Source organism: Pseudoxanthomonas taiwanensis, assembly GCF_010093135.1.
Lineage (GTDB): Bacteria > Pseudomonadota > Gammaproteobacteria > Xanthomonadales > Xanthomonadaceae > Pseudoxanthomonas > Pseudoxanthomonas taiwanensis.
This window is the reverse complement of sequence record NZ_PDWK01000009.1, coordinates 15,001-39,931: the sequence shown is the minus strand read 5'-3', so window position 1 is coordinate 39,931 and position 24,931 is coordinate 15,001. Positions and strand designations below refer to the sequence as shown.

General features: G+C 71.2%; 21 protein-coding genes and 2 pseudogenes (1 of these 23 cut by a window edge). 12 read left to right on the top strand and 11 right to left on the bottom strand.

Features of this window, described 5'->3' with window-relative positions; all coding sequences use genetic code 11:
- Positions 1 to 34: 34 nt before the first annotated feature.
- From CR938_RS03105 to CR938_RS03085, 5 genes are all read right to left on the bottom strand, one after another.
- Positions 35 to 241: a cold-shock protein gene (locus tag CR938_RS03105; protein ID WP_162123611.1), complete on the bottom strand. Its 207-nt coding sequence runs from the start codon at positions 239 to 241 to the stop codon at positions 35 to 37.
- A 115-nt stretch (positions 242 to 356) separates the two neighbouring features.
- Positions 357 to 1,112: an S-methyl-5'-thioinosine phosphorylase gene (locus tag CR938_RS03100; RefSeq protein WP_162123628.1), complete on the bottom strand. Its 756-nt coding sequence runs from the start codon at positions 1,110 to 1,112 to the stop codon at positions 357 to 359.
- 5 nt (positions 1,113 to 1,117) lie between these two features.
- Positions 1,118 to 1,705, bottom strand: a complete 588-nt coding sequence (locus tag CR938_RS03095) for a hypoxanthine-guanine phosphoribosyltransferase (RefSeq protein WP_162123610.1) — start codon at positions 1,703 to 1,705, stop codon at positions 1,118 to 1,120.
- Between the two features lie 47 nt (positions 1,706 to 1,752).
- Complete coding sequence (gene nagZ / locus CR938_RS03090) at positions 1,753 to 2,748, bottom strand: beta-N-acetylhexosaminidase (RefSeq protein ID WP_162123609.1); 996 nt, start codon at positions 2,746 to 2,748, stop codon at positions 1,753 to 1,755.
- Positions 2,749 to 2,876: 128 nt separating this feature from the next.
- Positions 2,877 to 3,395, bottom strand: a complete 519-nt coding sequence (locus CR938_RS03085; protein ID WP_162123608.1) for a CYTH domain-containing protein — start codon at positions 3,393 to 3,395, stop codon at positions 2,877 to 2,879.
- 145 nt (positions 3,396 to 3,540) lie between these two features.
- On the opposite strand from CR938_RS03085, the gene CR938_RS03080 reads away from it, so the two are divergent.
- Both CR938_RS03080 and CR938_RS03075 read left to right on the top strand, forming a co-directional pair.
- Entirely contained in the window at positions 3,541 to 5,613 is a 2,073-nt protein-coding gene (locus CR938_RS03080) for an EAL domain-containing protein (RefSeq protein ID WP_162123607.1), read from the top strand.
- Between the two features lie 46 nt (positions 5,614 to 5,659).
- Positions 5,660 to 7,300 carry an acyl-CoA dehydrogenase family protein gene (locus CR938_RS03075; RefSeq protein WP_162123606.1) on the top strand — a complete coding sequence of 547 codons (1,641 nt, stop codon included), beginning with the start codon at positions 5,660 to 5,662 and terminating at the stop codon, positions 7,298 to 7,300.
- Positions 7,301 to 7,345: 45 nt separating this feature from the next.
- Here the strand turns inward: CR938_RS03075 and CR938_RS03070 are convergent, their stop codons facing one another.
- Both CR938_RS03070 and CR938_RS03065 read right to left on the bottom strand, forming a co-directional pair.
- Positions 7,346 to 9,112, bottom strand: a complete 1,767-nt coding sequence (locus CR938_RS03070; protein ID WP_162123605.1) for an ABC transporter transmembrane domain-containing protein — start codon at positions 9,110 to 9,112, stop codon at positions 7,346 to 7,348.
- On the bottom strand, positions 9,109 to 9,705 hold the full coding sequence (locus CR938_RS03065) for an IMPACT family protein (RefSeq protein WP_162123604.1): 597 nt from the start codon (positions 9,703 to 9,705) through the stop codon (positions 9,109 to 9,111). Before CR938_RS03065 ends, CR938_RS03070 begins: the two co-directional genes overlap by 4 nt.
- 97 nt (positions 9,706 to 9,802) lie before the next feature.
- Between CR938_RS03065 and CR938_RS03060 the strand changes: the two genes are divergently transcribed.
- Positions 9,803 to 12,700, top strand: coding sequence for a bifunctional diguanylate cyclase/phosphodiesterase (locus CR938_RS03060; RefSeq protein ID WP_162123603.1), 2,898 nt, complete (start codon positions 9,803 to 9,805; stop codon positions 12,698 to 12,700).
- Positions 12,701 to 12,704: 4 nt separating this feature from the next.
- On the opposite strand, the gene CR938_RS03055 is transcribed toward CR938_RS03060, so the two are convergent.
- Complete coding sequence (locus CR938_RS03055) at positions 12,705 to 14,132, bottom strand: aldehyde dehydrogenase family protein (protein WP_162123602.1); 1,428 nt, start codon at positions 14,130 to 14,132, stop codon at positions 12,705 to 12,707.
- A gap of 120 nt (positions 14,133 to 14,252) precedes the next feature.
- Between CR938_RS03055 and ispG the strand changes: the two genes are divergently transcribed.
- A complete protein-coding gene (gene ispG / locus CR938_RS03050) occupies positions 14,253 to 15,521 on the top strand; it encodes a flavodoxin-dependent (E)-4-hydroxy-3-methylbut-2-enyl-diphosphate synthase (RefSeq protein WP_162123601.1) in 1,269 nt (422 codons plus the stop codon).
- A gap of 10 nt (positions 15,522 to 15,531) precedes the next feature.
- A complete protein-coding gene (locus CR938_RS03045; protein ID WP_246190947.1) occupies positions 15,532 to 16,200 on the top strand; it encodes a phosphatase PAP2 family protein in 669 nt (222 codons plus the stop codon).
- A gap of 43 nt (positions 16,201 to 16,243) precedes the next feature.
- On the opposite strand, the pseudogene CR938_RS03040 reads toward CR938_RS03045, so the two are convergent.
- A pseudogene (locus CR938_RS03040) lies at positions 16,244 to 17,131 on the bottom strand (manganese catalase family protein); the annotation flags it as partial.
- A 271-nt stretch (positions 17,132 to 17,402) separates the two neighbouring features.
- Between CR938_RS03040 and CR938_RS03035 the strand changes: the two are divergent.
- Entirely contained in the window at positions 17,403 to 17,963 is a 561-nt protein-coding gene (locus CR938_RS03035) for a hypothetical protein (protein ID WP_162123599.1), read from the top strand.
- Positions 17,964 to 18,057: 94 nt separating this feature from the next.
- Positions 18,058 to 18,657, top strand: coding sequence for a DUF4142 domain-containing protein (locus CR938_RS03030; RefSeq protein ID WP_246190946.1), 600 nt, complete (start codon positions 18,058 to 18,060; stop codon positions 18,655 to 18,657).
- Positions 18,658 to 18,838: 181 nt separating this feature from the next.
- On the opposite strand, the gene CR938_RS03025 is transcribed toward CR938_RS03030, so the two are convergent.
- Together CR938_RS03025 and CR938_RS03020 are read right to left on the bottom strand one after the other, a co-directional pair.
- Positions 18,839 to 19,762 carry a nucleotidyl transferase AbiEii/AbiGii toxin family protein gene (locus CR938_RS03025; RefSeq protein WP_162123598.1) on the bottom strand — a complete coding sequence of 308 codons (924 nt, stop codon included), beginning with the start codon at positions 19,760 to 19,762 and terminating at the stop codon, positions 18,839 to 18,841.
- Complete coding sequence (locus tag CR938_RS03020) at positions 19,759 to 20,358, bottom strand: type IV toxin-antitoxin system AbiEi family antitoxin domain-containing protein (protein ID WP_147653761.1); 600 nt, start codon at positions 20,356 to 20,358, stop codon at positions 19,759 to 19,761. The genes CR938_RS03025 and CR938_RS03020 overlap by 4 nt, the downstream gene beginning before the upstream one ends.
- A 199-nt stretch (positions 20,359 to 20,557) precedes the next feature.
- Here CR938_RS03020 and CR938_RS14525 point away from each other — a divergent pair.
- The 5 genes and pseudogenes from CR938_RS14525 to CR938_RS03000 all read left to right on the top strand — a co-directional run.
- A pseudogene (locus CR938_RS14525) lies at positions 20,558 to 20,746 on the top strand (helix-turn-helix domain-containing protein); the annotation flags it as partial.
- 42 nt (positions 20,747 to 20,788) lie between these two features.
- Positions 20,789 to 22,396 (top strand): type I restriction-modification system subunit M, encoded by a 1,608-nt coding sequence (locus CR938_RS03015; protein ID WP_246190950.1) that lies wholly within the window; start codon positions 20,789 to 20,791, stop codon positions 22,394 to 22,396.
- Positions 22,393 to 23,682, top strand: coding sequence for a restriction endonuclease subunit S (locus CR938_RS03010; protein WP_162123596.1), 1,290 nt, complete (start codon positions 22,393 to 22,395; stop codon positions 23,680 to 23,682). Before CR938_RS03015 ends, CR938_RS03010 begins: the two co-directional genes overlap by 4 nt.
- A 97-nt stretch (positions 23,683 to 23,779) precedes the next feature.
- Entirely contained in the window at positions 23,780 to 24,442 is a 663-nt protein-coding gene (locus CR938_RS03005; protein WP_162123595.1) for a DUF3800 domain-containing protein, read from the top strand.
- 313 nt (positions 24,443 to 24,755) lie between these two features.
- Positions 24,756 to 24,931: the start of a type I restriction endonuclease subunit R gene (locus tag CR938_RS03000; protein ID WP_162123594.1), read on the top strand. It continues 2,767 nt past the right edge of the window; 176 of the gene's 2,943 nt are visible here — the first part of the coding sequence; it begins with the start codon at positions 24,756 to 24,758; its stop codon lies beyond the right edge, outside the window.

Below are 24,931 nucleotides of genomic sequence, written 5' to 3'. Positions count from 1 at the left end.
TCCTGGCGGGGTTCCGTGCAACCGGTCCGGGGGATCAGTCCAGCGGGGTAATGTTGGAGGCCTGGGCACCTTTCGGGCCTTGAGTCACCTCGTAGCTGACACGTTGTCCTTCGCGCAGCGAGCGGAAGCCTTTTGCATTGATCGCGGAAAAGTGCGCGAAAACATCCGCGCCACCATCTTCCGGCGTGATGAAGCCAAATCCCTTGGCGTCGTTGAACCACTTCACGGTACCGTAGGCCATCTGCTGCGTAGTCCTTGCGATTTGACGAATGCGGCGGTTGCCGCGCGCCCGAGTATGCAAATACCCGGCGCGGCTGACAATCAGTCAAATCGAAAAAATGTTGCGCCAGTTACCGCTATCGATTGCGCAGCAATTCCCTGAATAGGGAGGGAAGCCCCGCGGACGCCGCCGCGACGTTTTCCAGCACCTCCTCCAGGGTGATTTCGTCGCCCTCGCCGCAGCCGGCGGCCCAGTTGGCCACGATCGCCAGGCAGGCGTATTCAAGCCCCAGTTCGCGCGCCAGGCCGGCCTCCGGCATGCCGGTCATGCCGACCAGGTCGCAGCCGTCGCGGCGCAGGCGCGCGATCTCGGCGCGGGTCTCCAGGCGCGGGCCCTGGGTGGCGCCGTAGCAGCCGCCGTCCACGACCTCCAGCCCGGCCGCGCGCGCGGCCGCCAGCACCTGGGCCCGGAAGTGCGGTGTGTAGGGCTGGCCGAAATCCACGTGCAGCGGCTCGCCCTCGCCGTCCCAGTAGGTGGAGGCGCGGCCCCAGGTGTAGTCGATCAGCTGGTCCGGGCAGGCCAGCACGCGCGGGCCGTACCTTTCGGTGATGCCGCCGACGGTGTTCAGCGCCAGCACGCGGCGGGCGCCGGCCTGGTGCAGCGCATACAGGTTGGCGCGGTAGTTCACCCGGTGCGGCGGCAGCGCGTGGCCCTCGCCGTGGCGGGCCAGGAAGGCCACCCGCGCGCCGGCCAGCCGGCCCACGCGCAGCGGGCCGGAGGGCGCGCCGTAGGGCGTGTCGATGTGCAGTGCCTGGGCGTCCTCCAGCGCGGCCAGGCGGTAGACGCCGGTGCCGCCGATGACCGCCAGCGCGATGTCCCCTGCGACCCCCATCGGCATCAGCCTTCCTTCAGCGCGTAGATGCCCGGCAGGTTGCGGCCCTGCTCGTAATAGTCCATGCCGAAGCCGAACACATAGCGGTCCGGCACGGTCACGCCCACGTAGTCGGCGTGCACGCCCGGCACGCAGCGGTCGTGCTGCTTGTGCACCAGCACCGCCAGGCGCACGTCGGTGGCGCCGTGCTCGATGCACCAGCGGCTGACCTCGGCCAGGGTGTAGCCCTCGTCGAGGATGTCGTCGGCGATCAGCACGCGGCGGCCGAACAGCGGAGTGGCCGGGCGGTGCTTCCACACCAGCTCGCCGCCCTGGTTCTGGCCGCGGTAGCGGGTGGCGTGCAGGTAGTCGAACTGCAGGTCCAGGCCGCGCGCACCCAGCTCCAGCGCCAGCTGGCCGGCGAAAGGCAGGGCGCCGTGCATCACGGTCAGGAACACCGGCACGAAGCTGTCGCCCAGGCGTTCGGGCGGCACGTCGCCGATGTAGTCGCGGGCGATCTCGTCGGCCATGCGCGCGATGGCGCGGTCGATGGTGGCGCGGTCGACCAGCAGTTCGGACTTGGGGAGGATTTCGGCGATCAGGGGAATGGACATCGTGCGGTTCAACGAAGGGAAGGGAACGGGGCGCGGGAACGCGACGGTCAGGCGGTGGAGGACAGGCGGTCGCGGGCCGCGCCGTGGCGGGCGTCGGCCAGCAGGCCGTCCCAGCCCAGCGCGCCGCGGCCGAGCAGGCCGAGCAGGGCGGCGGTGTTGGACGGGCGGCCTGCGACCGCCTGCAGCGACTCCTCCACCAGTTCGGGGTGGCAGACCAGCACCACATCGCAGCCGGCGTCCAGGTGCGCGGCCACCCGCGCCCGGACCCCGCCGGCCGTCCGCGCCGCGGCCATGCCGATGTCGTCGGAGAAGACCACGCCGCGGAAGCCCAGGCGCCCGCGCAGGACCTCCTGGATCCAGCGCCGCGAGCAGCCGGCCGGCGCCGCGTCCACCGCAGGATACGCCACGTGGGCCATCATCACCGCGTCGGCGCCGGCCTGGATGCCGGCGGTGAACGGGACCAGGTCCTCGGCCTCGATCGTCTCCAGCGGCCGCGGGTCCACCGCCACGTCGTAGTGGGTGTCCTCGGCCACCGAGCCGTGGCCGGGGAAATGCTTGAGGGTGGCGGCCATGCCCGCCGCGTGCATGCCGCGCACGTAGGCGCGGGTGAAGGCGGCCACCACCTGCGGGTCGGCGCTGAAGGCACGGTCGCCGATGGCGCGGTTGCCACGGCCCAGGTCCGCCACCGGGGCGAAGCTCAGGTCCACCCCGCTGGCGCGCACCTCGCTGGCCATCAGCCAGGCGTGCTCCTCGGCGCGGGCCAGCGCCGCCTCCGGGTCGCGGGCGTACAGCTCGCCCAGCGCCTGCAGTGGCGGCAGGGCGCTGTAGCCCTCGCGGAAGCGCTGCACGCGCCCGCCCTCCTGGTCCACGCACAGCAGCTGCGGGCGCGGCGCCGCCTCACGGATGGCCGCGGCCAGCTCGGCGACCTGGGCACGCGAGGCGAAGTTGCGCGCGAACAGGATCACGCCGGCGACCGCGTCGTGCTGCAGCCAGTCGCGCTCCTGCGCGGTCAGTTCGGTGCCGGCGACGCCGATCACGAGCATGCGGGGGAACTCCGGGTCGCGCGCGGGTCGCGCGCCAGCGGCATTGTCGCAGAAGCGGCGCGGCCACGGGGGCGGGGGCGCCGGCGCCGGCCACCCGGGGCCGGCGCCGGCCCGGTCCCGCGCGCCGCTCACGCCGCGGCCGGGTCGCCGCGCTCGGCCGCGCTCCAGCGGGCGTAGGGGCGCTGCGCCAGGGCCAGGTTGTAGTAGCGCGGCTGGTCGGTGACCTCCGCGCCCAGCCAGTCCGGGCGGTCGAAGGCCTCGTCCGGGTCGGCCAGCTCGATCTCGGCCACCACCAGCCCGGCGTTGTCGCCCAGGAATTCGTCGATCTCCCACAGGTGACCGCCGTGGCGCACGTAGTGGCGGTGCTTCTCCACCAGCCCGCCCACGCACAGGGCCAGCAGCTGGCGGGCGTCCTCCACGGGGATGGGGTAGTCGAACTCCTGCCGGGTGTGGCCCAGCTGGCGCGACTTGAGGTTGAGGAAGGCACGCTCGCCCTCGATGCGGACCCGCACCGAGGCCTTCTGCGGGCCGTCTCCGGCCAGGGACAGGTCGTTGAGGTAGCCCTGCGCCATCGGCTGGGTGCGCTCGACCGCCGCGCGCCAGCCGTCGCCGGCCAGCAGGAACTTGCGCTCGATCTCGATGCCCATGGGCGGTGCCTCCACTGGAGCCGGGGCACGACATGATGCCAGCCCGGGAACGCGACGGCATCGCCAGGCCATGACCGCGGTCATGGACGCTCGCGGCCGCTTCGTGTATTAAACCGCTTCCATTCGATCACCAGGCCCCGCGTTCATGCCGAAGGACAGCACGATCCGCCTGCTCATCGTCGAGGAACGGGTGGAGGATGCGGAGGCGATCGTCAGCGCGCTGCGCAACGGCGGCATGGCCGTGCGGCCGCTGCGGCCGCAATCGCTCGAGGAACTGGCGCTGATGCTCGCCGGCCAGCCGGTGGACCTGGTCCTTGCCCGCGATTCGGCGGCCATGCCGCTGGACAGGGTGCGCGCCGAGGTGGTGGCCAGCGGCAAGGACCTGCCTTTGCTGCTGCTGGTCGACCGCATCGACGAGGCGGTGGTGCTGGACAGCGTGGGCAGCGGCGTGCGCGCCCTGGTGCTGCGCCAGCGCCCCGAGCACCTGCTGGAGACCGTGCGCCGCGAGTGGTCCGACCTGGAGGCGCGCCGCGCGCTGCGCCGCCTGGAGGCGCAGCTGCGCGAGACCGAGCGCCGCTGCGACGCCCTGATCGCCTCCTCGCGCGACCCGGTGGCCTACATCCACGAGGGCATGCACATCCGCGCCAACGACGCCTACCTGGAGATGTTCGGGTTCGAGTCGTTCGAGGACGTGGAGGGCATGTCGCTGCTGGACCTGGTGGCGGCCCAGCACATCGACGCCTTCAAGCAGCTGCTCAAGTCGCTCTCGCGCGGTGAGCCGCCGCCGGCCGAATACCTGATGGAGGCGCGCCGCCTGGACGGCACCACCTTCCCGGCGAAGATGGAGTTCGCCACCGCCAGCTACGAGGGCGAGCCGTGCGTCCAGGTGGTGTTCCGCCGCCGCGAGGAGCTGGACCCGGAACTGGCGCGCGAGGTCGAGGAGCTGCGCCAGCGCGACCAGGTCACCGGCCTGCTCAACCGGCCCACGTTCATGCGCATCCTCGAGGACGCCGTGGCCGGCATCGGCCGCGACGGCAGCGGCGCCCAGTACGGCTTCCTGCTGGTGGAGCCGGACCACTATGCGCGGCTGCTGCCGGACATCGGCCTGGACTCGGCCGACGCCATGGTCGCCGCCATGGCCGAGCGCGCCCGTGGCTGCGCCGGCCCGGACGCGAAGGTGGCGCGCTTCGGCGAGCACACCTTCGCCGTGCTGCTGGAAGGCAACCACGAGCGTACCCGTGCCCTGGCCGAGGCCCTGCGCGAGGGCTTCGCCACCCACGTGTTCGGCATCGGCGAGCGCTCGGTGGCGGTCACCGTCAGCATCGGCGGCGTGCAGGTGGGCGAGAAGATCGCCAGCGTGCCGCAGATCCTGGCCCGCGCCAGCCACTGCCTGCAGGCGGCGGCCGAGCTGGGCGGCAACACCGTGCAGGTGTTCGACCCGGGCGCGGCCGACCGCGCCGAGGAGGAGCGGGTGCAGCGCTGGGTGGCACGCATCCGCGAGGCGCTGGCCGGTGAGGGCTTTGTCCTGCACTACCAGCCGGTGATGAACCTGCAGGGCGAGCCGGGCGAGCTGTACGAGGCGCACCTGCGGGTGGAGGCCGGGGGCGAGCTGGTGACCCCGTCCGGCTTCCTCGGCATCGCCGAGGAACACGGCCTGCTGGGCGACATCGACCTGTGGGTGGTGCGCCAGGCCATCGCCGTGCTGGGCGAGCGCGGCCGCGCCGGCAGGCAGACCCGGCTGCTGGTGCGCATCAGCCCGGCCTCGTTCGCCAACCCGGCCATGGTCGAGCTGATCCGCCGCGAGCTGGCGGCGCAGGGCGTGCCCGGCGAGCGGCTGTGGCTGGAGGCACAGGAGGCCAAGGTGTTCACCCACCTGCGCAGCGCCCAGGAGTTCCTGGCCGCGGTCGCGCCGATGGGCTGCCGGGTCGGCCTGGAGCAGTTCGGCTCCGGCCTGGACTCGTTCCAGCTGCTGGCCCACTTCAGGCCGGCCTTCGTCAAGATCGACCCCAGCCTCACCGACGAGATCGGCCACCCAGGCGAGGCCCAGGACAAGGTGCGCGAGATCACCGGGCGCGCCCGCGAGATGGGCATGGCCACGCTGGCCGCCGACGTGGGCGACGCGCAGGCCATGAGCCAGCTGTTCATGGCCGGGGTGGACTATGTGTCTGGCAGCTTCGTCGCGCCGGTGGGCGCGGCGATGAACTTCGACTTCGGCTGAGCGCGGCGCCGGACGGCCGCGCCGGCCTCCCGCCGAGGGCAGGGAGATGGGCGCGTTGCCACCGTTCGAGACCCACGTTCCCACCAACCTGGTGCCGGCGTTCCCGCCGCGCGACCTGTGGGCCGACGACGCGGCCCTGCGCGAGGGCGTGGCGCGCGGCGGCGCGGCGGCCTTCGCCGCGCGGCTGCAGGCCTACGGCCGCCTGGCCGGCGACGGGCTGTACCGGCTGGGCTTCGACGCCAACCGCGACCGCCCGCGCCTGCGCACCCACGACCCGCAGGGGCGCCGCATCGACCTGGTCGAGTTCCACCCGGCCTACCACCGGCTGATGGTGCTGGCCAAGGCGCACGGCGTGGCCGGGCTGTCCTGGCACGAGGGCGGGCCGGGCGCGCACGTGGCCCGCGCCGCGCTGATGTACCTGCACCACCAGGCCGAGGCCGGCACCAGCTGCCCGCTGACCATGACCCATGCCGCGGTGCCGGTGCTGCAGGGCGAGCCGGCGCTGCGTGAATGGGCCGGCAAGGCCGCGGCCCCGCATTACGACCCGCGCGAGGTGCCGGTGGCGGAGAAGACCGGCATCACCCTGGGCATGGGCATGACCGAGAAGCAGGGCGGCTCGGACGTGCGCGCCAACACCACCACGGCCACCCCGCAGGACGACGGCACCTGGTCGCTGGTCGGGCACAAATGGTTCTTCTCCGCGCCCATGTCCGACGGCTTCCTGGTCCTGGCCCAGGCGCCGGGCGGGCTGACCTGCTTCCTGCTGCCGCGGCGGCTGCCGGACGGGACGAAGAACGCCTTCCGCCTGCTGCGCCTGAAGGACAAACTGGGCGACTGGTCCAACGCCTCCTCCGAGGTGGAGTTCTGCGGCGCCCGCGCCTGGCGCGTGGGCGCGGAGGGCAGGGGCGTGGCCACCATCCTGCAGATGGTCATGCTGACCCGCCTGGACTGCATGCTCGGTGCCGCCGCGCAGGTGCGCATGGCCCTGGCCCAGGCGCTGCACCATGCACGCCACCGTGTGGCCTTCGGCAGGGGCCTGGCCGGCCATCCGCTGATGGCCAACGTGCTGGCCGACCTGGCGGTGGAGTCGGAGGCGGCCACCGCCTTCGCCCTGGACGTGGCCGCGGCGGTGGATGCCGGTGCGCGCGGCGACCGCCGGGCCGCGGCCTTCGCTCGGGCCGCCACCGCCATCGGCAAGTACTGGCTGTGCCGGCGCGCGCCGGCCGCGGTCAACGAGGCGCAGGAGGGCCTGGGCGGGGCCGGCTACGTGGAGGAATCGCTGCTGCCGCGGCTGTACCGGCAGGCGCCGCTGAACTCGATCTGGGAGGGCAGCGGCAACATCCAGTGCCTGGACGTGTTGCGAGTGCTGGCGCGCGAGCCGGAGCCCGCGGCCGCCCTGCGCGCGGCGGTGGACCGGGCCGCGGACCTGCATCCGTTGCTGGCGCGCGAGGCCGGTTGCCTGGTCCGCGCCCTGGCGGCCGCGCCGGAGACGCTGGAGCCGCAGGCGCGCCACCTCACCGAGCGTCTGGCCCTGCTGCTGCAGGGCGGGGCGCTGCTGGCCGCCGGCAGCCCGCTGGCCGAGGCCTTCGTGCGCAGCCGCATCGGCGGCGAGCACGGCCTGGCCCTGGGCACGCTGCCGGCCGGCCTGGACTTCGCCGCGATCCTCGACCGCGCCCTGCCACCCTGACCGCCCCCTGCTGGAGCCGCGCCAGCGGCGCCCGGACAGGCGGGGTCAGTCCAGGAACTGCAGGCGCGCCAGCTCGGCGTACAGGCCGCCCTGGGCCAGCAGCTGCTCGTGGGTGCCCTCGGCGACGATGCGGCCGCGGTCCATGACCACGATGCGGTCGGCCTTGAGCACGGTGGCCAGGCGGTGGGCGATCACCAGGGNGGTGCGGCCGCGCATCAGGTTCTCCAGCGCCAGCTGCACGGCGCGCTCGCTCTGCGCGTCCAGGGCCGAGGTGGCCTCGTCCAGCAGCAGCACCGGGGCGTCCTTGAGCAGGGCGCGGGCGATGGCGATGCGCTGCTGCTGGCCGCCGGACAGGGCCACGCCGCGCTCGCCCAGGTCGCAGGCGTAGCCGCCGGGCAGGGCGCGGATGAACTCGTCGGCCTCGGCGGCGCGCGCGGCCGCGTACACCTCCTCGTCGCCGGCCTCCAGCCGGCCGTAGCGGATGTTGTCCATGGCGCTGGCGGCGAACAGCACCGGCTGCTGCGGCACCAGCGCCACCTGCGCGCGCAGCGCCACCGGGTCGGCCTGGCGCAGGTCCACGCCGTCGATGCACACCCGCCCGGACTGCGGGTCGTGGAAGCGCAGCAGCAGCGACAGCACCGTGCTCTTGCCCGCGCCGGAAGGGCCGACCAGGGCCACGGTTTCGCCCGGGCGCACGTCCAGGCTGAAGCCGTCCAGCGCCGGGGTGTCCTCGCGGCCCGGATAGCGGAAGGTCACGTCCTCGAAGCGGATCGCGCCGCGCAGCGGCACCGGCAGCGGCACCGGCCGCTCCGGCGCGGTGACCCGGGGGCGCTCGCGCAGCAGCTCGGCGATCCGGCCCATGCCGCCGGCGGCGCGTTGCAGCTCGTTCCAGACCTCGGCCAGCGCGCCCACCGAGCCGCCGCCGATCAGCGCGTAGAGCACGAACTGGCCCAGGGTGCCGGCGCTCATCTCCCCGGCGATCACCTGGTGGGCGCCGGACCACAGCACCAGCACGATGGCGCCGAACACCAGGGTGATGGCCACCGCGGTGACCGCGGCCTGGGTGCCGATCCGGCGCCGCGCGGTGGCCACCGCCACCGCCAGCGCCCGCTCGAAGCGGCCGCGCTCGTGCGCCTCGCGGGCGTAGGCCTGGACCGTGCGCACCGCACCCAGGGTCTCGGCGGCCAGGGCGTTGGCGTCGGCCACGCGGTCCTGGCTGGCGCGCGAGATCTTCTGCAGGCGGCGGGCGCCGAGCACGATCGGCAGCACCGACAGCGGGATGCCGACCAGGGTGTAGGCGGCCAGGTGCGGGCTGGTGACGAACAGCATGACCAGGCTGCCGACCACGGTCACCGTGCTGCGCAGGGCCACCGACATGGTGGTGCCGATCACCCCGCGCAGCAGCTCGCTGTCGGCCGACAGGCGCGAGACCAGCTCGCCGCTGCGGCTGCGGTCGTGGAAGGCGACGTCCAGGCCGACCAGGTGCGCGTACAGACGGCCGCGCAGGTCGGCCACCACCTTCTCGCCCAGCAGCGACACGAAGAAGAAGCGCGCGGCGGTGGCCACCGCCAGCACCACGGCCACGCCGAACAGCAGGCCGAAGGCCAGGTTGATCCGGCCGCCGCCGCTGAAGCCGCGGTCGATCATGTAGCGCACCGCCACCGGCAGGCTCAGGGTGGCGGTGGAGGAGACGGCCAGCGCCACCAGCCAGGCCACGAACAGGCCGCGGTGGCGGCGTACGAACGGCCACAGCGTGCGCAGGCTGCCCAGCTGGCGCAGGCGGCCGCCGCGTTCCCCGGTGGCGGTGCTCATCCGGCGGCCTCCACGGGGCGGCAGCGGACCCGGTCGCGGGTGGCGTCGCGCAGCCGCGCCTGCAGCGGTCCGGCCTGGTCGGCCGGCAGGCGCAGGCGCAGGCGCGCGCCCTCGGCGTCGAAGCTCTCGCCGGTCTTCTCCGCGGCGGGCGCCGCCAGCGCCGCGTGCACCGTGCCCAGCTCCTCGAACGGACAGGCCAGCACCAGCTCGGCCATGGCCCCCAGCGGCCGGCGCGGGGCCAGGCGCAGGCACTCGGCCGCAGCGCCGCCGTAGGCGCGGACCAGGCCGCCGGCGCCGAGCTTGATCCCGCCGAACCAGCGCGTGACCACCACCACCACCCGGTCGTAGCCCTGGCCGTCTATCGCGGCCAGGATCGGGCGCCCGGCGGTGCCCGCCGGCTCGCCGTCGTCGCTGGAGCGGTAGTCCTGGCCGATGCGCCAGGCCCAGCAGTTGTGGGTGGCGTCCGGGTCGGAGACGCGGGCGATGAAGGCCAGTGCCTCCTCCGGGGATTCCACCGGGGCGGCCTGGGCCAGGAAGCGGCTGTGCCGCACCTCCGTGGCGTGGGAGGCGGGCGCGGCGAGGGTGTCGGTCATCGGACGGATTCTACCGTCCGGGAGGTTGGCCCCGTGCCGGGGCGATGGCGTAAGCTGCACCGGTCGCCCGCAGCGCCGGGTCGGCGCCCGGGGACCCATGACGTCGAGCATCGCCACCGACAGCAAGCCGCAGTCGTCCGGGGGCAGCGGGGCGGCCGCGCCACTCGCGCGGACGCTGGCGGCCCTGCACGGGCTGCTGCCACCCGGCGCGGTGCTCGCCGCCGGCTGGTTCGATCCGTCGCTGGGCAGCCAGTCCGCCGTCCATCCGCTCGGCGCCGGCGGCATCGGCGACAGCCTGGCCCTGGCCCTGACCGACGCCGGGCCGCCGGCGGAGGAACCCGGCACCCTCACGCTGGCGTGGAACGGCGACGTGCCGGGCACGCGCCTGGCCCTGGTGGCGCGCCACGCGCCAATGGCCGGGCACGAGCGCCAGGCCTGGACCGCCGCAGCGCGGGTGGCCATGGACGCGGCGCTGGAGACGGCGCGCCTGCAGGCGCGCGTGCAGACGGTGGAGAAGTCGCACCGGCTGCAGCAGGCCCTGTTCGAGATCGCCGACCTGGCCGGCGCCGAGGTCGAGATGGGGGAGATGCTGCACCGCCTCCACGCCATCATCGGCTCGCTGATGTACGCGCCCAACTGCTACATCGTCGCCTACGACGACGTGCGCGACGCGGTGCGTTTCCTGTACTTCGCCGACCAGGTCGACGCCTACATGGCCGACCCGGAACGCGAATGGACCGAGGCGGACATGCCCAACAGCCTCACCTTCGCCCTGCTGCGGCACGGGCGCGCGGTGCGCGGGCCCGCGGACCTGGTGCGGCGCAAGCTGCGCGTCCCGCCCAGCCCGGAGCAGGGGCCGGACAGCCTGGACTGGCTGGGCGTGCCGATGCGCCGCGGCGGCCGGGTGTGCGGTGCGATCGTGGTGCAGAGCTACGACCGCGCCCACTGCTACAGCGACGAGGACCGCGCCCTGCTGGGCTACGTGGCCCAGCACGTGCTGACCACCCTGGACCGCCGCCAGGCGCAGGCCGAGCTGGAGCGGCGCGTGCTGGCGCGCACCCTGGAGCTGGAGCGGGCCAACCGCGAGCTGCAGGAGGAGGTGGTCGAGCGCCAGCGCGCCGAGCGGCTGCAGCACGCGCTGTTCCGCATCGCCGAGATGGCGATGAGCTCCGAGAGCCTGGAGCAGTACTACGCCAAGGTCCACGCCGCGGTGGACGAGCTGATCTACGCGCGCAACTTCTACATCGCCCTGCTGAGCGAGGACCAGCAGTCCATCGAGTTCGTGTACTCGGTGGACGAGATGGGCGACCACCGCCCGCCGCGCCGGCTCAGCAACGGCCTGACCGAATACGTGCTGCGCCGGCGCGAGGCGCTGCTGGTGGACCGCGAGGGCATCGACCGGCTGATCCGCGCCGGCCAGGTCCACGAGTACGGCAAGGCCGCCAGCAGCTGGCTGGGCGTGCCGCTGCTGCGCGACGGCGACGTGGTCGGCGTGATCGCAGTGCAGAGCTACACGCCGGACATCCGCTTCAGCCCGGACGACCAGCGCCTGCTGGCCTTCGTCGCCCACAACATCGGCAACGGCCTGGCCCGGCAGAAGGCGCAGAAGCGGCTGAAGCTGGCCCACGCCGAGCTGGAGCGGCGCGTGGCCGAGCGCACCGCCGAGCTGGAGGAGGCCAACACCAAGCTGATCGCACAGATCGGCGAACGCATTCGCGCCGAGGAGCGGCTGACCCACCAGGCGTTGCACGACACCCTCACCGGGCTGCCCAACCGCGCCTACCTGCTGGACTGCCTGGCCGGCGCGATCGAGCGCGCCCGCTACGGCGACGGGCGCATGTTCGCCGTGCTGTTCCTGGACCTGGACCGCTTCAAGCTGGTCAACGACAGCATCGGCCACGCCGCCGGCGACGAGCTGCTGGTGGAGGTGGCCAAGCGCATCGTGTCCATCGTCCGCGCCGAGGACGTGGTCTCGCGGCTGGGCGGCGACGAGTTCGCGATCCTGGCCGGGTGCCCGGAGCCGGAAGCGGTGTGCGAGCTGGCCCAGCGCCTGCTGGAGGCGCTCGGCCGGCCGCTGTGGGTGGCCGGGCGCGAGCTGTTCCCCTCGGCGAGCATGGGCATCGCCCTGTGGCACCCGCGCTACCGCAGCGGCGAGGAGCTGCTGCGCGACGCCGACGCGGCCATGTACCAGGCCAAGCGCGCCGGGCGCGCCCGCTACGCCATCTTCGACGCGGCCATGCGCGAGCAGGCGGTGCGCAGCCTGGACCTGGAGGCGGACCTGCGCCGGGCGATCAACCGGCGCGACTTCGTGCCGTTCTACCAGCCGATCGTCAACCTGGCCGACGGCACGGTGGTCGGGCACGAGGCGCTGCTGCGCTGGCAGCACGCGCGTCGCGGCCTGCTGACCCCGGCAGACTTCATCGCCCTGGGCGAGGAGAGCGGCCTGATCGAGCAGGTGGACTGGCTGCTGTACGAACAGGTGGTGCGCGACCTGGCGCGTGGCGACAGCGGCTACGTGTCGGTGAACGTGTCCCCGCGCCACTTCCGCTCGCCGGACTTCGCCGAGCGCCTGCTGGGGATGCTGGAGGACGCCGGCGCCGACCCGTCGCGCCTGCGCGTGGAGATCACCGAGGTGGCGCTGCTGGACGATGCCCCGCGCACCCTGCAGATCCTCAGCACCCTGCGCGAGCGTGGCGTGCTGGCGTTGCTGGACGACTTTGGCACCGGTTTCTCCGCGCTGTCCTACCTGCACCGCTTCCCGATCTCGGGGCTGAAGATCGACCGCAGCTTCGTCGCCGGGCTGGACGCCGGCGGCCGCCAGGAGAGCCTGGCGCTGGTGCGCGCCATCCTCGCCCTGGCCGGGACCCTGGGCATCGAGACGGTGGGCGAGGGCGTGGAGACCGCCGAGCAGCGCCGCATCCTGATCGAGCTGGGCTGCAGCTTCGGCCAGGGCTACCTGGTGGGGCGGCCGCAGCCGCGGCGGGTGGCGGCCTGATCGCTCAGCCCCTGAGCACCAGCAGGCGGATCTCGGTCATGTCCTCGATGGCGTACTTCACGCCCTCGCGGCCCAGGCCGGAGGCCTTCACGCCGCCGTAGGGCATGTTGTCCATGCGGAAGCTGGGCACGTCGCCGACCACCACGCCGCCGACCTCCAGCCGGTCCCAGGCCAGCATGGCGTGCTCCAGGCTGTCGGTGAACACGCCGGCCTGCAGGCCGTACTCGGAGGCGTTGACCGTCTCCAGCGCCGCCTCGAAATCGGAAAAACGCTGCAGCACCGCCACCGGGCCGAACACCTCCCTGCACTGCAGCTCGCAGTCGGCCGGCACGTCCTCCAGCAGGTGCGCCGGCAGCAGGTTGCCACGGCGCGGGCCGCCGGCCAGCACCCGCGCGCCGGCGGCGCGCGCGCGCTCGATCCAGCCCTCGATGCGGCGCGCGGCCTCCTCGTCGATCACCGGGCCGATGAAGGTGGCTTCGTCCTTCGGGTCACCGGTGACGAAGCCGCGTACCTTCTCCGCCAGGCGCGCGCGCAGGGCCTCGTACAGCGACTCGTGGACCAGGATGCGCTGCACGCTGATGCAGCTCTGCCCGGACTGGTAGTAGGCGCCGAAGGCCAGGCGCTCGACGATGTGGTCCAGCCTGCCGCCCTGGTCGGCGTCCACGATGCAGGCGGCGTTGCCGCCCAGCTCCAAGGTCACCTTCTTGCGCCCGGCGCGGGCCTTGAAGTCCCAGCCGATGCTGCCGCCGGTGAAGGACAGCAGCCGGATGCGCTCGTCCTCGATCAGCGGCGCGGCCTCGTCGTTGCCGCAGGCGAAGACGGAGAAGGCGCCCCTGGGCAGGTCGGTCTCGGCCAGCACCTCGGCGACGATCAGCGCGCCCACCGGGGTCTTGGTCGCCGGCTTGAGCACGAACGGGCAGCCGGCGGCGATGGCCGGGGCCACCTTGTGCGCGACCAGGTTGAGCGGGAAGTTGAACGGGGTGATGAAGCTGCACGGGCCGACCGGCACCCGCTTCCACAGCCCGCGGTAGCCGCGCCCGCGCTCGGAGATCTCCAGGTCCACGGTGCCGCCCTCGATCCGCACCGCCTCCTCGGCGGCGATGCGGAAGGTGTCGATCAGGCGGGTGACCTCGCCGCGGGCATCCCGGATCGGCTTGCCGGCCTCGATGCACAGCGCCTCGGCCAGTTCCTCCGCCCGCTCGCGGAAGCGGCGGATGCAGTGCTCGAGGATGGCCTGGCGGCGGTAGGAGGGCAGGGCGGCCATGGCGGGGGCCGCCTCCACCGCCGCGGCGATGGCGCGTTCCACCGTGGCCGCGTCCGCCAGGGCCACCCGGGTGGCGACCTGGCCGCTGTACTTGTCCAGCACTTCCAGGTCCGCGTTGGGGGTCTCGGGGGCGTTGGCGACGTAGAGCGGATAGGTCGGCTTGAGCATGGCGGTCCTCGTGGCGGCGTGCCTCGGGGTGCCAGTATGCGCCGGCCGCGGCGGGCCGGCATCCGGGCGCGGCCGCCGCCGGTTCGGTCATGTTCGGCCTGGGCCGTCTAGAATGTGCACATGCCACACGATGCCGTCACCCAGCCCACGCCTCCCGTCACGGCCGGCCCCTGGCCGCGACGTCCCACCCGCCAGGTGATGATCGGCGGGGTCCCGGTGGGCGGGGGGGCGCCGGTGGTGGTGCAGTCCATGACCAACACCGACACCGCCGACGTGGCCGCCTCGGTCAGGCAGGTGGCCGAGCTGTGGCGCGCCGGTTCGGAGCTGGTGCGGCTGACGGTCAACACCCCGGAGGCGGCCGCGGCGATCCCGCGCATCCGCGAGAAGCTGCTGATGATGGGCATCGATGTGCCCCTGATCGGCGACTTCCACTACAACGGCCACCAGCTGCTGGCCGCCGAGCCGGCGTGCGCACAGGCCCTGGCCAAGTACCGGATCAACCCCGGCAACGTCGGCTTCGGCAGGAAGAAGGACACCCAGTTCGCCGCGATCATCGAGAAGGCGATCGAGTACGGCAAGCCGGTGCGCATCGGCGCCAACTGGGGCTCGCTGGACCAGGCCCTGGCCGCGCGGCTGATGGACGAGAACAGCCGCCGCGCCGAGCCCTGGGACGCCGCCCGGGTGCTGCGCGAGGCGCTGATCCGCTCGGCGCTGGACTCGGCCGCGCGCGCGGTGGAGCTGGGCCTGCCGGCCGACCGCATCGTGCTCAGCTGCAAGGTCAGCGGCGTGCAGGAGCTGATCGCGGTGTACCGCGACCTGGCCGCGCGCTGCGACTACGCCCTGCACCTGGGCCTGACCGAGGCCGGCATCGGCAGCAAGGGCATCGTCGCCTCCACCGCGGCACTGGCGGTGCTGCTGCAGGAAGGCATCGGCGACACCATCCGCATCTCGCTGACGCCCGAGCCGGGCCAGCCGCGCACCGCAGAGGTCGTGGTGGCCCAGGAGCTGCTGCAGACCACCGGCCTGCGCGCCTTCACGCCGATGGTCACCGCCTGCCCGGGCTGCGGCCGCACTACCAGCACTTTCTTCCAGGAGCTGGCCAGGACCGTGCAGGAGCACGTGCGGGCGAAGATGCCGGAGTGGCGCCTGGCCTATCCGGGCGTGGAGAACATGACCCTGGCGGTGATGGGCTGCGTGGTCAACGGCCCGGGCGAGTCGCGCCATGCCGACATCGGCATCTCCCTGCCCGGCACCGGCGAGGCGCCGGCCGCGCCGGTGTTCATCGACGGCGAGAAGAAGATGACCCTGCGCGGGGAGAACATCGCCGCCGAGTTCGTGGCCCTGATCGACGAGTACGTCGCCTCCCGCTATGCGCGGCGGGCGGGATGAACCGATCCCGGTGAACGGCCCGGCGCTGCCGCCGCGGCGCCGGCTGGGCCTGCTGCTGCTGCTGTTCCTCGGCGTGCTGGCCCCGCTGTGGCTGTTCGCCGAGCTGGCGGACGAGATCCACGAGCTGGAGGAGATGGCCCGCCTCGACGAGGCGGTGCTGCGCTGGTTCAACGGCGTGGCCGGGCCGCACCTGGACGCCTTCTTCCTGGCCGTCAGCCGCGCCGGCTACGAATACGGCGTGATCCCGGCGGACGTGCTGCTGTCGCTGGCCCTGCTGCTGCGGCGCAAGTGGCGCGAGGCGGGCTTCGCGGTGGCCTCCTTCGCCGGCTCGGCGCTGCTCAACATGGCCGCCAAACACGGCTTCGCCCGGCCGCGGCCGGCGCTGTGGGAGTCCATCGCTCCGGAATCCACCTTCAGTTTTCCCAGCGGCCATGCCATGGGCTCGATGACCCTGGCCGCGGTGGCGGTGCTGCTGGCCTGGCGCACCCGCTGGCGCTGGCCGGTGGCCTTGGCCGCCGTGGCCTTCGTGCTGCTGGTGGGGCTGTCGCGCCTGTACCTGGGCGTGCATTACCCCTCCGACGTGGTGGCCGGCTGGGCCGCGGGGCTGGCCTGGGTCGCGGGCGCCTACCTGGTGCTGTTCCGTGCCCGCCGGCCCTGGAGGAGGCGCCTGGCGGGCTGAGGCGGGGGCGGCGTCCCTGCCGTCCGCCGGTGCAATCGCGGGTATCGCCGGTCGTGGAGCCGGCGCCGGGCCCGGCGCCCAGGTCCGCGCCGGTCACCGGGTCCACGTCCGGTCGCGAGGCGGTGCGCGCCATCAGCGCCTCCAGTGCCTGCTGCTGGCGGCGCGAAAGCGCCACCGTGGCGCCGCCGTCGCCGCCGTCCACCGCCGCCTGCTCGTCGCGCACGGACACGTCCTCCCACTGCTCGCCGCTGTTCCACGGGCCGGACAGGTCGCCATCGCCCTGGGACATGTTGAAGTACTTGTCCACGAAAGCGGGATGGCCGGGCAGCTTGCCCGGCGGGAAGTTCGGCTCGATCGCGTACAGCGCCTTCTCGAAGGACTTCTGGTGGGCGATCTCGCGGGTCATGAGGAAGGTGAGCGCGTCGCGGATGCCCGGGTCGTCGGTGAGGTTGATCAGGCGCTCGTACACGATCTTGGCCCGGGCCTCGGCGGCGATGTTGGAGCGCAGGTCACAGGCCGGGTCGCCGATCGAGTCCACGTAGGCCGCGGTCCACGGCACGCCGCTGGAGTTCACCAGCGCCGCACCGCCGCCGTACAGCACCTGCTGGGTGTGGCTGGTGCTGTTCTGGGTGAGGTCGCGCATCTGCATCGCCTCCTCCATGCCCTCGGACAGCACCGCGCGCGGGCCGCGGTTGAGCAGGGTGACGATGGAGCCGATGATCTCCAGGTGGCTCAGCTCTTCGGTGGCGATGTCGTAGAGCAGGTCCTTGCGGCCGGCGTCCTCGTCGGTCAGCGCCTGGGTGAAGTAGCGCATGGCGGCGGCCAGCTCGCCCTGCGGGCCGCCGAACTGTTCGAGCATGAGCGTGGCCAGCCCGGGATTGGGCTCGGCGACGCGGACGGTGTACATCAGGCGCTTGTTGTGCATGAACATTCGGAAGACTCCTGCGCCGTGGCGCGGCGGGTGGGGCGGAAGGGTGCGGCCCGGCGGGCGTGGCCGGCGCCGGGGGGGGTGCCAGCCTGCACCCTGCGCCGGGGCAGGGGATGTGTGCGCACGCGCCGCGCCTGTCGGCGTTCACGACGGGCGAACGCGCCGCTGACGCCGCCTTGCCCTGCCTGGGGCGAGCATCTGTCCCCGGGCGCGCCGGGCACCGCCGGACGGGGACCGGCACGACGGCCGCCACCACCTTCCGGAGCCTGTCCCCATGCTGACCCGCATTCTGCAACCCCGGCCCGGTGGCCGTTCCTGGACCGAAGTGGCGCGCGGCGGCACGGCGGCGATCCTGGTGCTGGACCATGGCGTGTGCCGCACGGTGCGGGCCGCGTTCGGACGCCCGGGCGGCGGTGCGGGGCGCAGCCTGCTGGTGAAGGACGCCTCCGCGCTCGACGACGGCGACGCGGCCCTCTGGGAGACGCGGCGCTGCCTGGTGCCGATCGTCGGTTTCCGTGTGGAATCGCGCTGTGCCACGCCCGGGGTGGGCACCTGGGTGGCCGGGACACGCCAGCCACTGCTGGCCGCCGGGCTGTACAGCCCCGGTGCATCCGGGAGCCGGGTGCGGCCGTGTTTCTCGCTGCTGGTGGCCGCCTCGCCGACGGCGCCGCGGTGCCGGCCGCTGTACGTGGCCGGCGAGGACGCCCCGCAATGGCTGCGCATGCCCGGCGGCGAGGCCCTGCGCGCACTGTCCCCGATGTGGCCGGCCATGGACGCGCGTCCGCCGCTGCCGCCTGCGGCCGCCGCCGGCGCGCGCCTGGCCGCCCGGTACTGAGGCCGTCCTTCAGGCGGCGTGCATGCGCGCTGTACGTCATGGTCACGGGCCGGGTGCGAGGCTGCCCCCCTTTCCGAAGAGAAGGAGAACCGTCATGCGCCATCCGATGCGTCACCTGGTCCCGCTGTGCCTCGCCCCCGGCGTGGCCGGGCTGGCCTCCGCCTGTGGCGACCGCCGCGACGAGGGCACCATGGACAGCGCGCCCGTCGCCGACCGGCCGATGGATGCGGCCGGCCCCGCGGATCCGGCCATGTCCGGCGAGGTTGCAGGCGCACCGCAGGCGCTGGACGAGGGTGCCGCGCTGGGCGTGCTGGCGGCCATCAACACCGCCGAGGTCGAGGCGGGCCAGCTGGCCCTGCGGCGCAACGTGGAAGGCCCGGTGCGCGAGTACGCCGAGCGCATGGTCGCCGAACACGGCCGCAACAACGAGCAGATCCAAGCCTGGTCACCCGACACCGCCGCGCCGGACGCGCAGGTGCAGGCGGAGAAGGGGCGTGCCGAGCTGTCGCGCCTGGAGGTGCTGGAGGGGGCCGAGTTCGCCCGCGCCTACGTCGAGGCCATGGTCACCGGCCACGAGGACGCGCTGCGTGCGCTGGACGAGCGACTGATCCCGGCGGCGCAGCGTCCCGAGGTGCGCCAGCACCTGGAGACCACCCGCGGCCACGTGGCCGCGCACCTGGAGGCGGCGCGCTAGCTGCAGGGCGCGGTGGCCACCGACGTCGCGCGCTAGGTGCCCGTCCGGGCAAGGAAAAAGGCCGGCAGGTGACTGCCGGCCTTTTTCGTGATCGTTGGTGGTGGAGTCCTCACCAACGTCCAACCCGGATTCCGAACAGGATCGCAAGCTTTGGGGCTTCAGAGAAAGCACAGACCGCTCATCAGCCCGATCCATCGCCACTCGGCGTCCAGCCGCTTCCGGCAAGCCAGGTCTGATGAAATGCAGCGCCATGCCGGAGCGCATCCAGCGGCAGCGATAGAAACCCACGCACGCCGGCAACGACCTCGGAAAGCGGAAGCCCGTCCAAGGCATTCTTCCTCAAGAATGCTTGCCACTGGGTCTGCTTCTGCCGATCCTGTGCGAATTCGTCGCTCAGGCCAAACGGGACGCCATCCGGCAGCGGCGTCCTGCGGCGCTCGAAGGTGGCGTGGATCGCCTTGCACAGGAGCGCGCCGTCGAAGTCGGTGTGGCGCGACAAGATCCAGAGATCGAAGTAGTCCTTCATGCGGCTGTTGGCGATGCCGAGCCACACCAGTGCCTCCAGCTTCTCGGCGACGACCGTATACCGGGGGTAGGCGCGCAGCTTCGGGGCTGGCATGTCCGGCAGCATCACCGGGTAGTCGACGACCTCGGGGCCGGGGGTCACGGCGTCGCCGAAACCCACATCGACCTGGACGTGACATCGGGCACCGTCCAACAGGCCGATCAGCGTGACCCGGACACCGGAGTAGTTGGCTTCCTTGCGGATCTCCTCCGCGTGTACCGAGTCAGGCTGGAAGCGTATGCCGTCGTCCAGTTCCACCGTGCAGATGTCCCGAAACGCCGCCCCGACATGCGGGATCTCGGCGATGCCTAAGCCCAGCAGGTCGGCGTCGCGTGTCGGGCGATGTGGGATGTCGAACCACAAGTCGAACAGCAGCGCGCCTTTCAGCAGGAACCGGTCGGCGTAGGGGGAGATGCTGAGCCGGTAAAGCAGGCGCTCGAGCGCATAGCGGGTCAAGATCAGATTGAAGTCTTGCCGGGTCTCGCGGGCGCGGTTGAGCAGGCGGGTGCGTACCGAGGCGGCGGTGTTGCGGCTGCTCACGTCAGGCTCTCCAAGTAGGGACGCATGACATTGGCCACCCGGCACAGCTGGGCAGACCGCCACAGCTCGTCCATGCCCACGCGTTTTCCTTTCCAGGCCTCACGCAGCGCCTCCAGCGCGACATCCAGGCCGATCTTGTTGCGGTACTTGAAGCAGTCAGCCACCGTGCGGGCGACGTTGGTCACGCGCACCGGCACGCCCTCGATGAGGTGCTCCTCGATCCCTTGCGTCAGCGCGGCGCCGGAGAAGCGCACGATGCGAAGCCGCGGATAGTCCATCTTTGGCGCGCGCGCCTTGTTGGGGATGGCCAGCCAGACCTCGAACGGCGACTGTGTGGTGAGTTCGTGCAGGCGCAGTGCCGACAGCAGGCAGATGATGGCTTGCGGGTGCTTGCGTGCCACCTCGGCGAGTGCACGGTGTTCCGAGACGGGCCGGTCCGGAATGGCGTATAGGCCCCGTCCCACGCGCTGGAGCAGCCCTTGCCGCACCAGCCGCGTGAGCGCGACCGTGGGCAGCCCGTGCTCATGGAGATCGAGCGGGCGAATCAGGCCGCGCTGGGCGGCCAGTTCCAGAATGCGCTGGTGCGAACTGTGCATGCCGCCATGATGTTGCGATATGTCGGTAGATGTCAATAACTACCGACTAGACACAACGAGCATGACTTTCCTCGCGGGCGGTGCCGCCCCCAGCCGTTCGCACGGTCACGGTTGGTCCAGCTCTCTTTGAGGTTCGCTCCGTCGCTGCGGCTTCACGATCTGCTTGACAAGCATAGAAAATATATCAAACATCGCAAACATGACACAACAACCCGACTTCCCCGCAATCCTCCGTGCCACGCGCGCGGCCTTGAACCTGACCCAGGAACAGCTCGCCGAGCGGCTCGGGGTCTCGTTCGCCACAGTCAACCGCTGGGAAGGAGGCGGCACCAAGCCGCAGCGCGCGGCGCAAGAGGCCATCCTCGCACTGGCGCGGGGGGCTGGAGTCGAGGAAGCCGAAGCCCCCCCGCCCGCTGAAGCAGCCGCTCGGGTGACCCGACGTCGCACGGGCCGCGCAGCGGCCGCCACCCCTACCACCAAGCCGATGGAGCAGATGCTGTGGGACGCGGCCTGCTCCATCCGCGGCGAGAAGGACGCAGCCAAGTTCAAGGACTACCTGCTGCCGCTGCTCTTCCTCAAGCGCCTGTCCGACGTGTTCGACGACGAGATCGAGCGCCTGGCCGAGGAGTACGGCGACCGCGCCACCGCCCTGGAGATTGCCGAGTCGGACCACTCGCTGCTGCGCTTCTACCTGCCGCCGGAAGCCCGCTGGGCGGTGATCAGCGGGCGCGAGTCCTTCGACTGGCCGCTGGATGAGCGCGGCCGCCCGACCGCGCCCCGGGACATCGGCGAGCACCTGACTCGCGCCGTGCGCGCCGTGGTCAAGCAGAATCCCTCGCTCTCGGGCGTCATCGACGTGGTGGACTTTGCCGCCGAGCGCAACGGCGAGCGCGACATCAACCCGGCCAAGCTGCGCGGCGTGGTGGAGACCTTCTCCGATCCGCGCTACCGCCTGGGGCTCGCCGACGTGCAGCCGGACTTCCTCGGCCGCGCCTACGAATACCTGCTGCGCAAGTTCGCCGAAGGCTCGGGCCAAAGCGCCGGCGAGTTCTTCACGCCGACCGAGGTCGGCTTCCTGATGGCGCACATCCTGCGGCCCAAGCCCGGTGAGACCTGCCACGACTACGCCTGCGGCTCGGCGGGGCTGCTGATCAAGCTCCAGCTTGTCGCACGGGAGCTGGACCCGACGAGCCGCGTGCCGCTCAAGCTCAGCGGCCAGGAGTTGCAGGCCGAAAGCTACGCCGTGGCGCAGATGAACGCCATCATCCACGACATGGAGGTGGAGCTGGCGCGCGGCGACACCATGATCAACCCCAAGTTCCGCAACGCGGACGGTTCCATCAGGCAGCACGACATCGTCGTCGCCAATCCGATGTGGAACCAGCCCTTCGCGCCCGACATCTTCGCCAACGACCCCTTCGACCGCTTCCGCACCGCCGGCGGCATCACCAGCGGCAAAGGGGACTGGGCCTGGCTGCAGCACACGCTGGCCTGCATGAACGACCACGGCCGCGCCGCCGTGGTGCTGGACACCGGCGCCGTCACGCGCGGCTCCGGCTCCAAGAACGAGGACAAGGAACGCAGCATCCGCAAGTGGTTCGTCGACCGCGACCTGATCGACGGCGTGATCCTGCTGCCCGAGAACCTCTTCTACAACACCACCGCCGCCGGCGTGATCGTGGTGCTCTCCAAGCGCAAGAGCGCCGCGCGCAAGGGCCGGATCGTGCTCCTCAACGCCAGCCGCCGCTTCAAGAAGGGCCGGCCCAAGAACTACCTGCCCGAGGAGGACATCCGGCCGCTGGCGGCGATGTATCTCAAGGGCGAGCCGGTGGAGGGGGAGCTGGCGGTCATCACCACCGAGCAGGCGCGGGAGGCGGATTACAACCTGAGTCCGAGTCGGTGGGTAAACGGCTCCTCTGGTGCTGAATCGACGGACCTCGGCGCGCTACTACGCCGATTCGAGGCTTTACTGGATGCCGAGAAAAAACTCGAGGGCGATCTGGCTGGTGCTCTTGCACAACTGGGCAAGCTGGCATGAACGGCACGGAAACTGGAAGCGCAACTCTAGCCGAGCTATGCGACCTGATATCTGAGCAGGTCCATCCGGTAGACGTGCCTGAGGCACTTTACGTCGGTCTGGAACATGTCATTCCCGGACGGCTACGACGCTCGGGAGGCGGTATCGCGAGAGATGTACAGAGCCACAAGTACGCGTTTCGCCGGAACGACATCCTTTACGGAAAGCTGCGACCGTATCTCGACAAGGCCATCTTGGCGGATACGGATGGGGTCTGCACGACTGAGCTGCTGGTCCTGCGAGCCAAGCCCGGCGTCGATCCCAGATTCCTCGCGTGCCTCGTGCATGATCCCGACTTTGTCGAGCATGCACTTACGGGGGTCACTGGGGCCCACCATCCACGCACGTCTTGGGCTCACATTGCTCAGTTTGAATGTCCACGGTTTTCATACGAAGAACAGCAAGCCATTGCTGCGTTGCTGTGGCGCGTTCAAGACCTTCTTAAGGTCTGCGAAGACGCGCTTGAAGTGGCTCAAGACCTCAAACGCGCCGCCATGCGCGAGCTGTTCACGCGCGGCCTGCGCGGCGAGCCGCAGAAGGAGACCGAGGTCGGGCCGGTGCCGGAGAGTTGGGATGTCACGACGCTTGGATTGCTTTGCGATCGGAATGGTGGTCGCATTCAAACAGGCCCGTTCGGCAGCCAGTTGCACGCGAACGAATACGAAGCCGACGGCGTTCCAGTTATCAACCCCACGCACTTAGAAGGGAATAGGATTAGCCACTCCGAAGTGCCGCGGGTGAGCATTGAGACGGCTGCACGGCTTACTCGACACAAGGTTGAGCCAGGCGACATCCTATTTGGAAGACGCGGAGAGATAGGCCGCCATGGGCTGGTTTCAAACGCAGAAACCGGGTGGTTATGCGGCACTGGCTGTTTTGTCGTTCGGGTGCGCCATCCGGGCCTAGACAACGCATTCTTGTCTTATTTGTTCTCGACCGAAAGCACCGTGTCCTGGCTTGTAGCTCACGCTGCCGGGACGATCATGCCCAATTTGAACAACGTGGTTCTGAGTCAACTACCGGTCATTTACCCGCGTCTTGACGAGCAGCACGATATCGTCGCCATCCTCGACGCCATCGACCGCAAGATCGAGCTGCACCGTAAGAAGCGGGCGGTACTGGAAGAACTGTTCAAGGCCCTGCTGCACAAGCTGATGACCGGCGAGGTCCGCGTCGATGCGCTGGACCTCTCCGCGCTGCAAGCCCACGCGGGGCCGGTTTCCCCTGCGGCGGAGCCGGCCGTATGATGCGCCTCTCATCCGCCCCTGGCAGTAAGCCTTCCCACCCTCATCCGGGAAGCGCCGACCCCCGGGGCTTTTCCATTGGGCACAGCGGGGAGCATGCATGACCCGCTGTGCCTACCTTTTCCTGGACGAAGCCGGGAACTTCGATTTCACTTCCAAGGGTACCCGCTACTTTGTCCTGACCAGCGTGAGCACGCGACGCCCGTTTGCGGCGTACACCGCGCTCGACGACTACAAGCACGACTGCTTGGAATTCGGCCTCGACACTGAATATTTCCACTGCGTCGATGACAACCCGCGGGTACGCGGTCGCGTATTCGAGTTGATCGCCGGACATCTGGACGGCTTGCGCATCGACAGCCTGATCGTGGAAAAGCCCAAGACCGGCCCGGCATTGCGCGAGGACAGGCGCTTCTATCCGGAGATGCTGGGCTACCTGCTCAAATTCGTCCTACCCAAGGAGGTCGAGGCAGGGGCGGAAGAGGTCATCGTCATCACGGACACCATTCCGGTGCAGAGGAAGCGGCAGGCCATCGAAAAGGCCATTCAGCAGTCCTTGGCGAAGATGCTGCCAGCCGGGATGAGGTACCGAATCCTGCATCACGCTTCGCGCTCCCACTATGGGCTGCAGGTGGCCGATTACTGCTGCTGGGCAGTGTTCAGAAAGTGGCAGCGGGGAGAGACGGAGCACTACGACCGAATCAAGCCGGCCATCCGGAGCGAGTTCGACATTTTTCGTACCGGGACGAGGTACTACTACTGATGCCGCGCCTGAAGCCCAAAAAAATGACCCCCCCGACTACTCCGTTGCCGGAGAGAGCCCCTTGGGCTCTTGTCATCGGGGGGGGACCTTTGGTGCGAAGTCTAGCAGCTTCGCCTCTGAAGGGGAAGCCGAGCTTCCTCGGGCATGCGGCCCGGTTCAAGCCTGTTCACGCCCGGCTTGCTGAAGCCAGACGAATGAAAACGGCCGCCCCCGGTTTCACCAGGCGACGACCTCCGAACGGGCATTCCCGTTCCCGGTGGGAATGTAGCCCAACCCGTCCCCGTGCGGAAGCTTCCCGGAAGGGGGACCCCACATGAACACCCTCAAGATCAGCGAGGCCGGCAGCGTTCAGTTCCCGATGGTCGAGCACGCGGCCGAGATCGGCTGGGAGCCGCTCACGCCGATGGAAGCGCTGCTGCGGCGCGGGGACGAGTCCGCGAGCCTGTTCCGGGGGCTGCTGGAACAGAAGCTGCTCGCCTTCAATCCGTG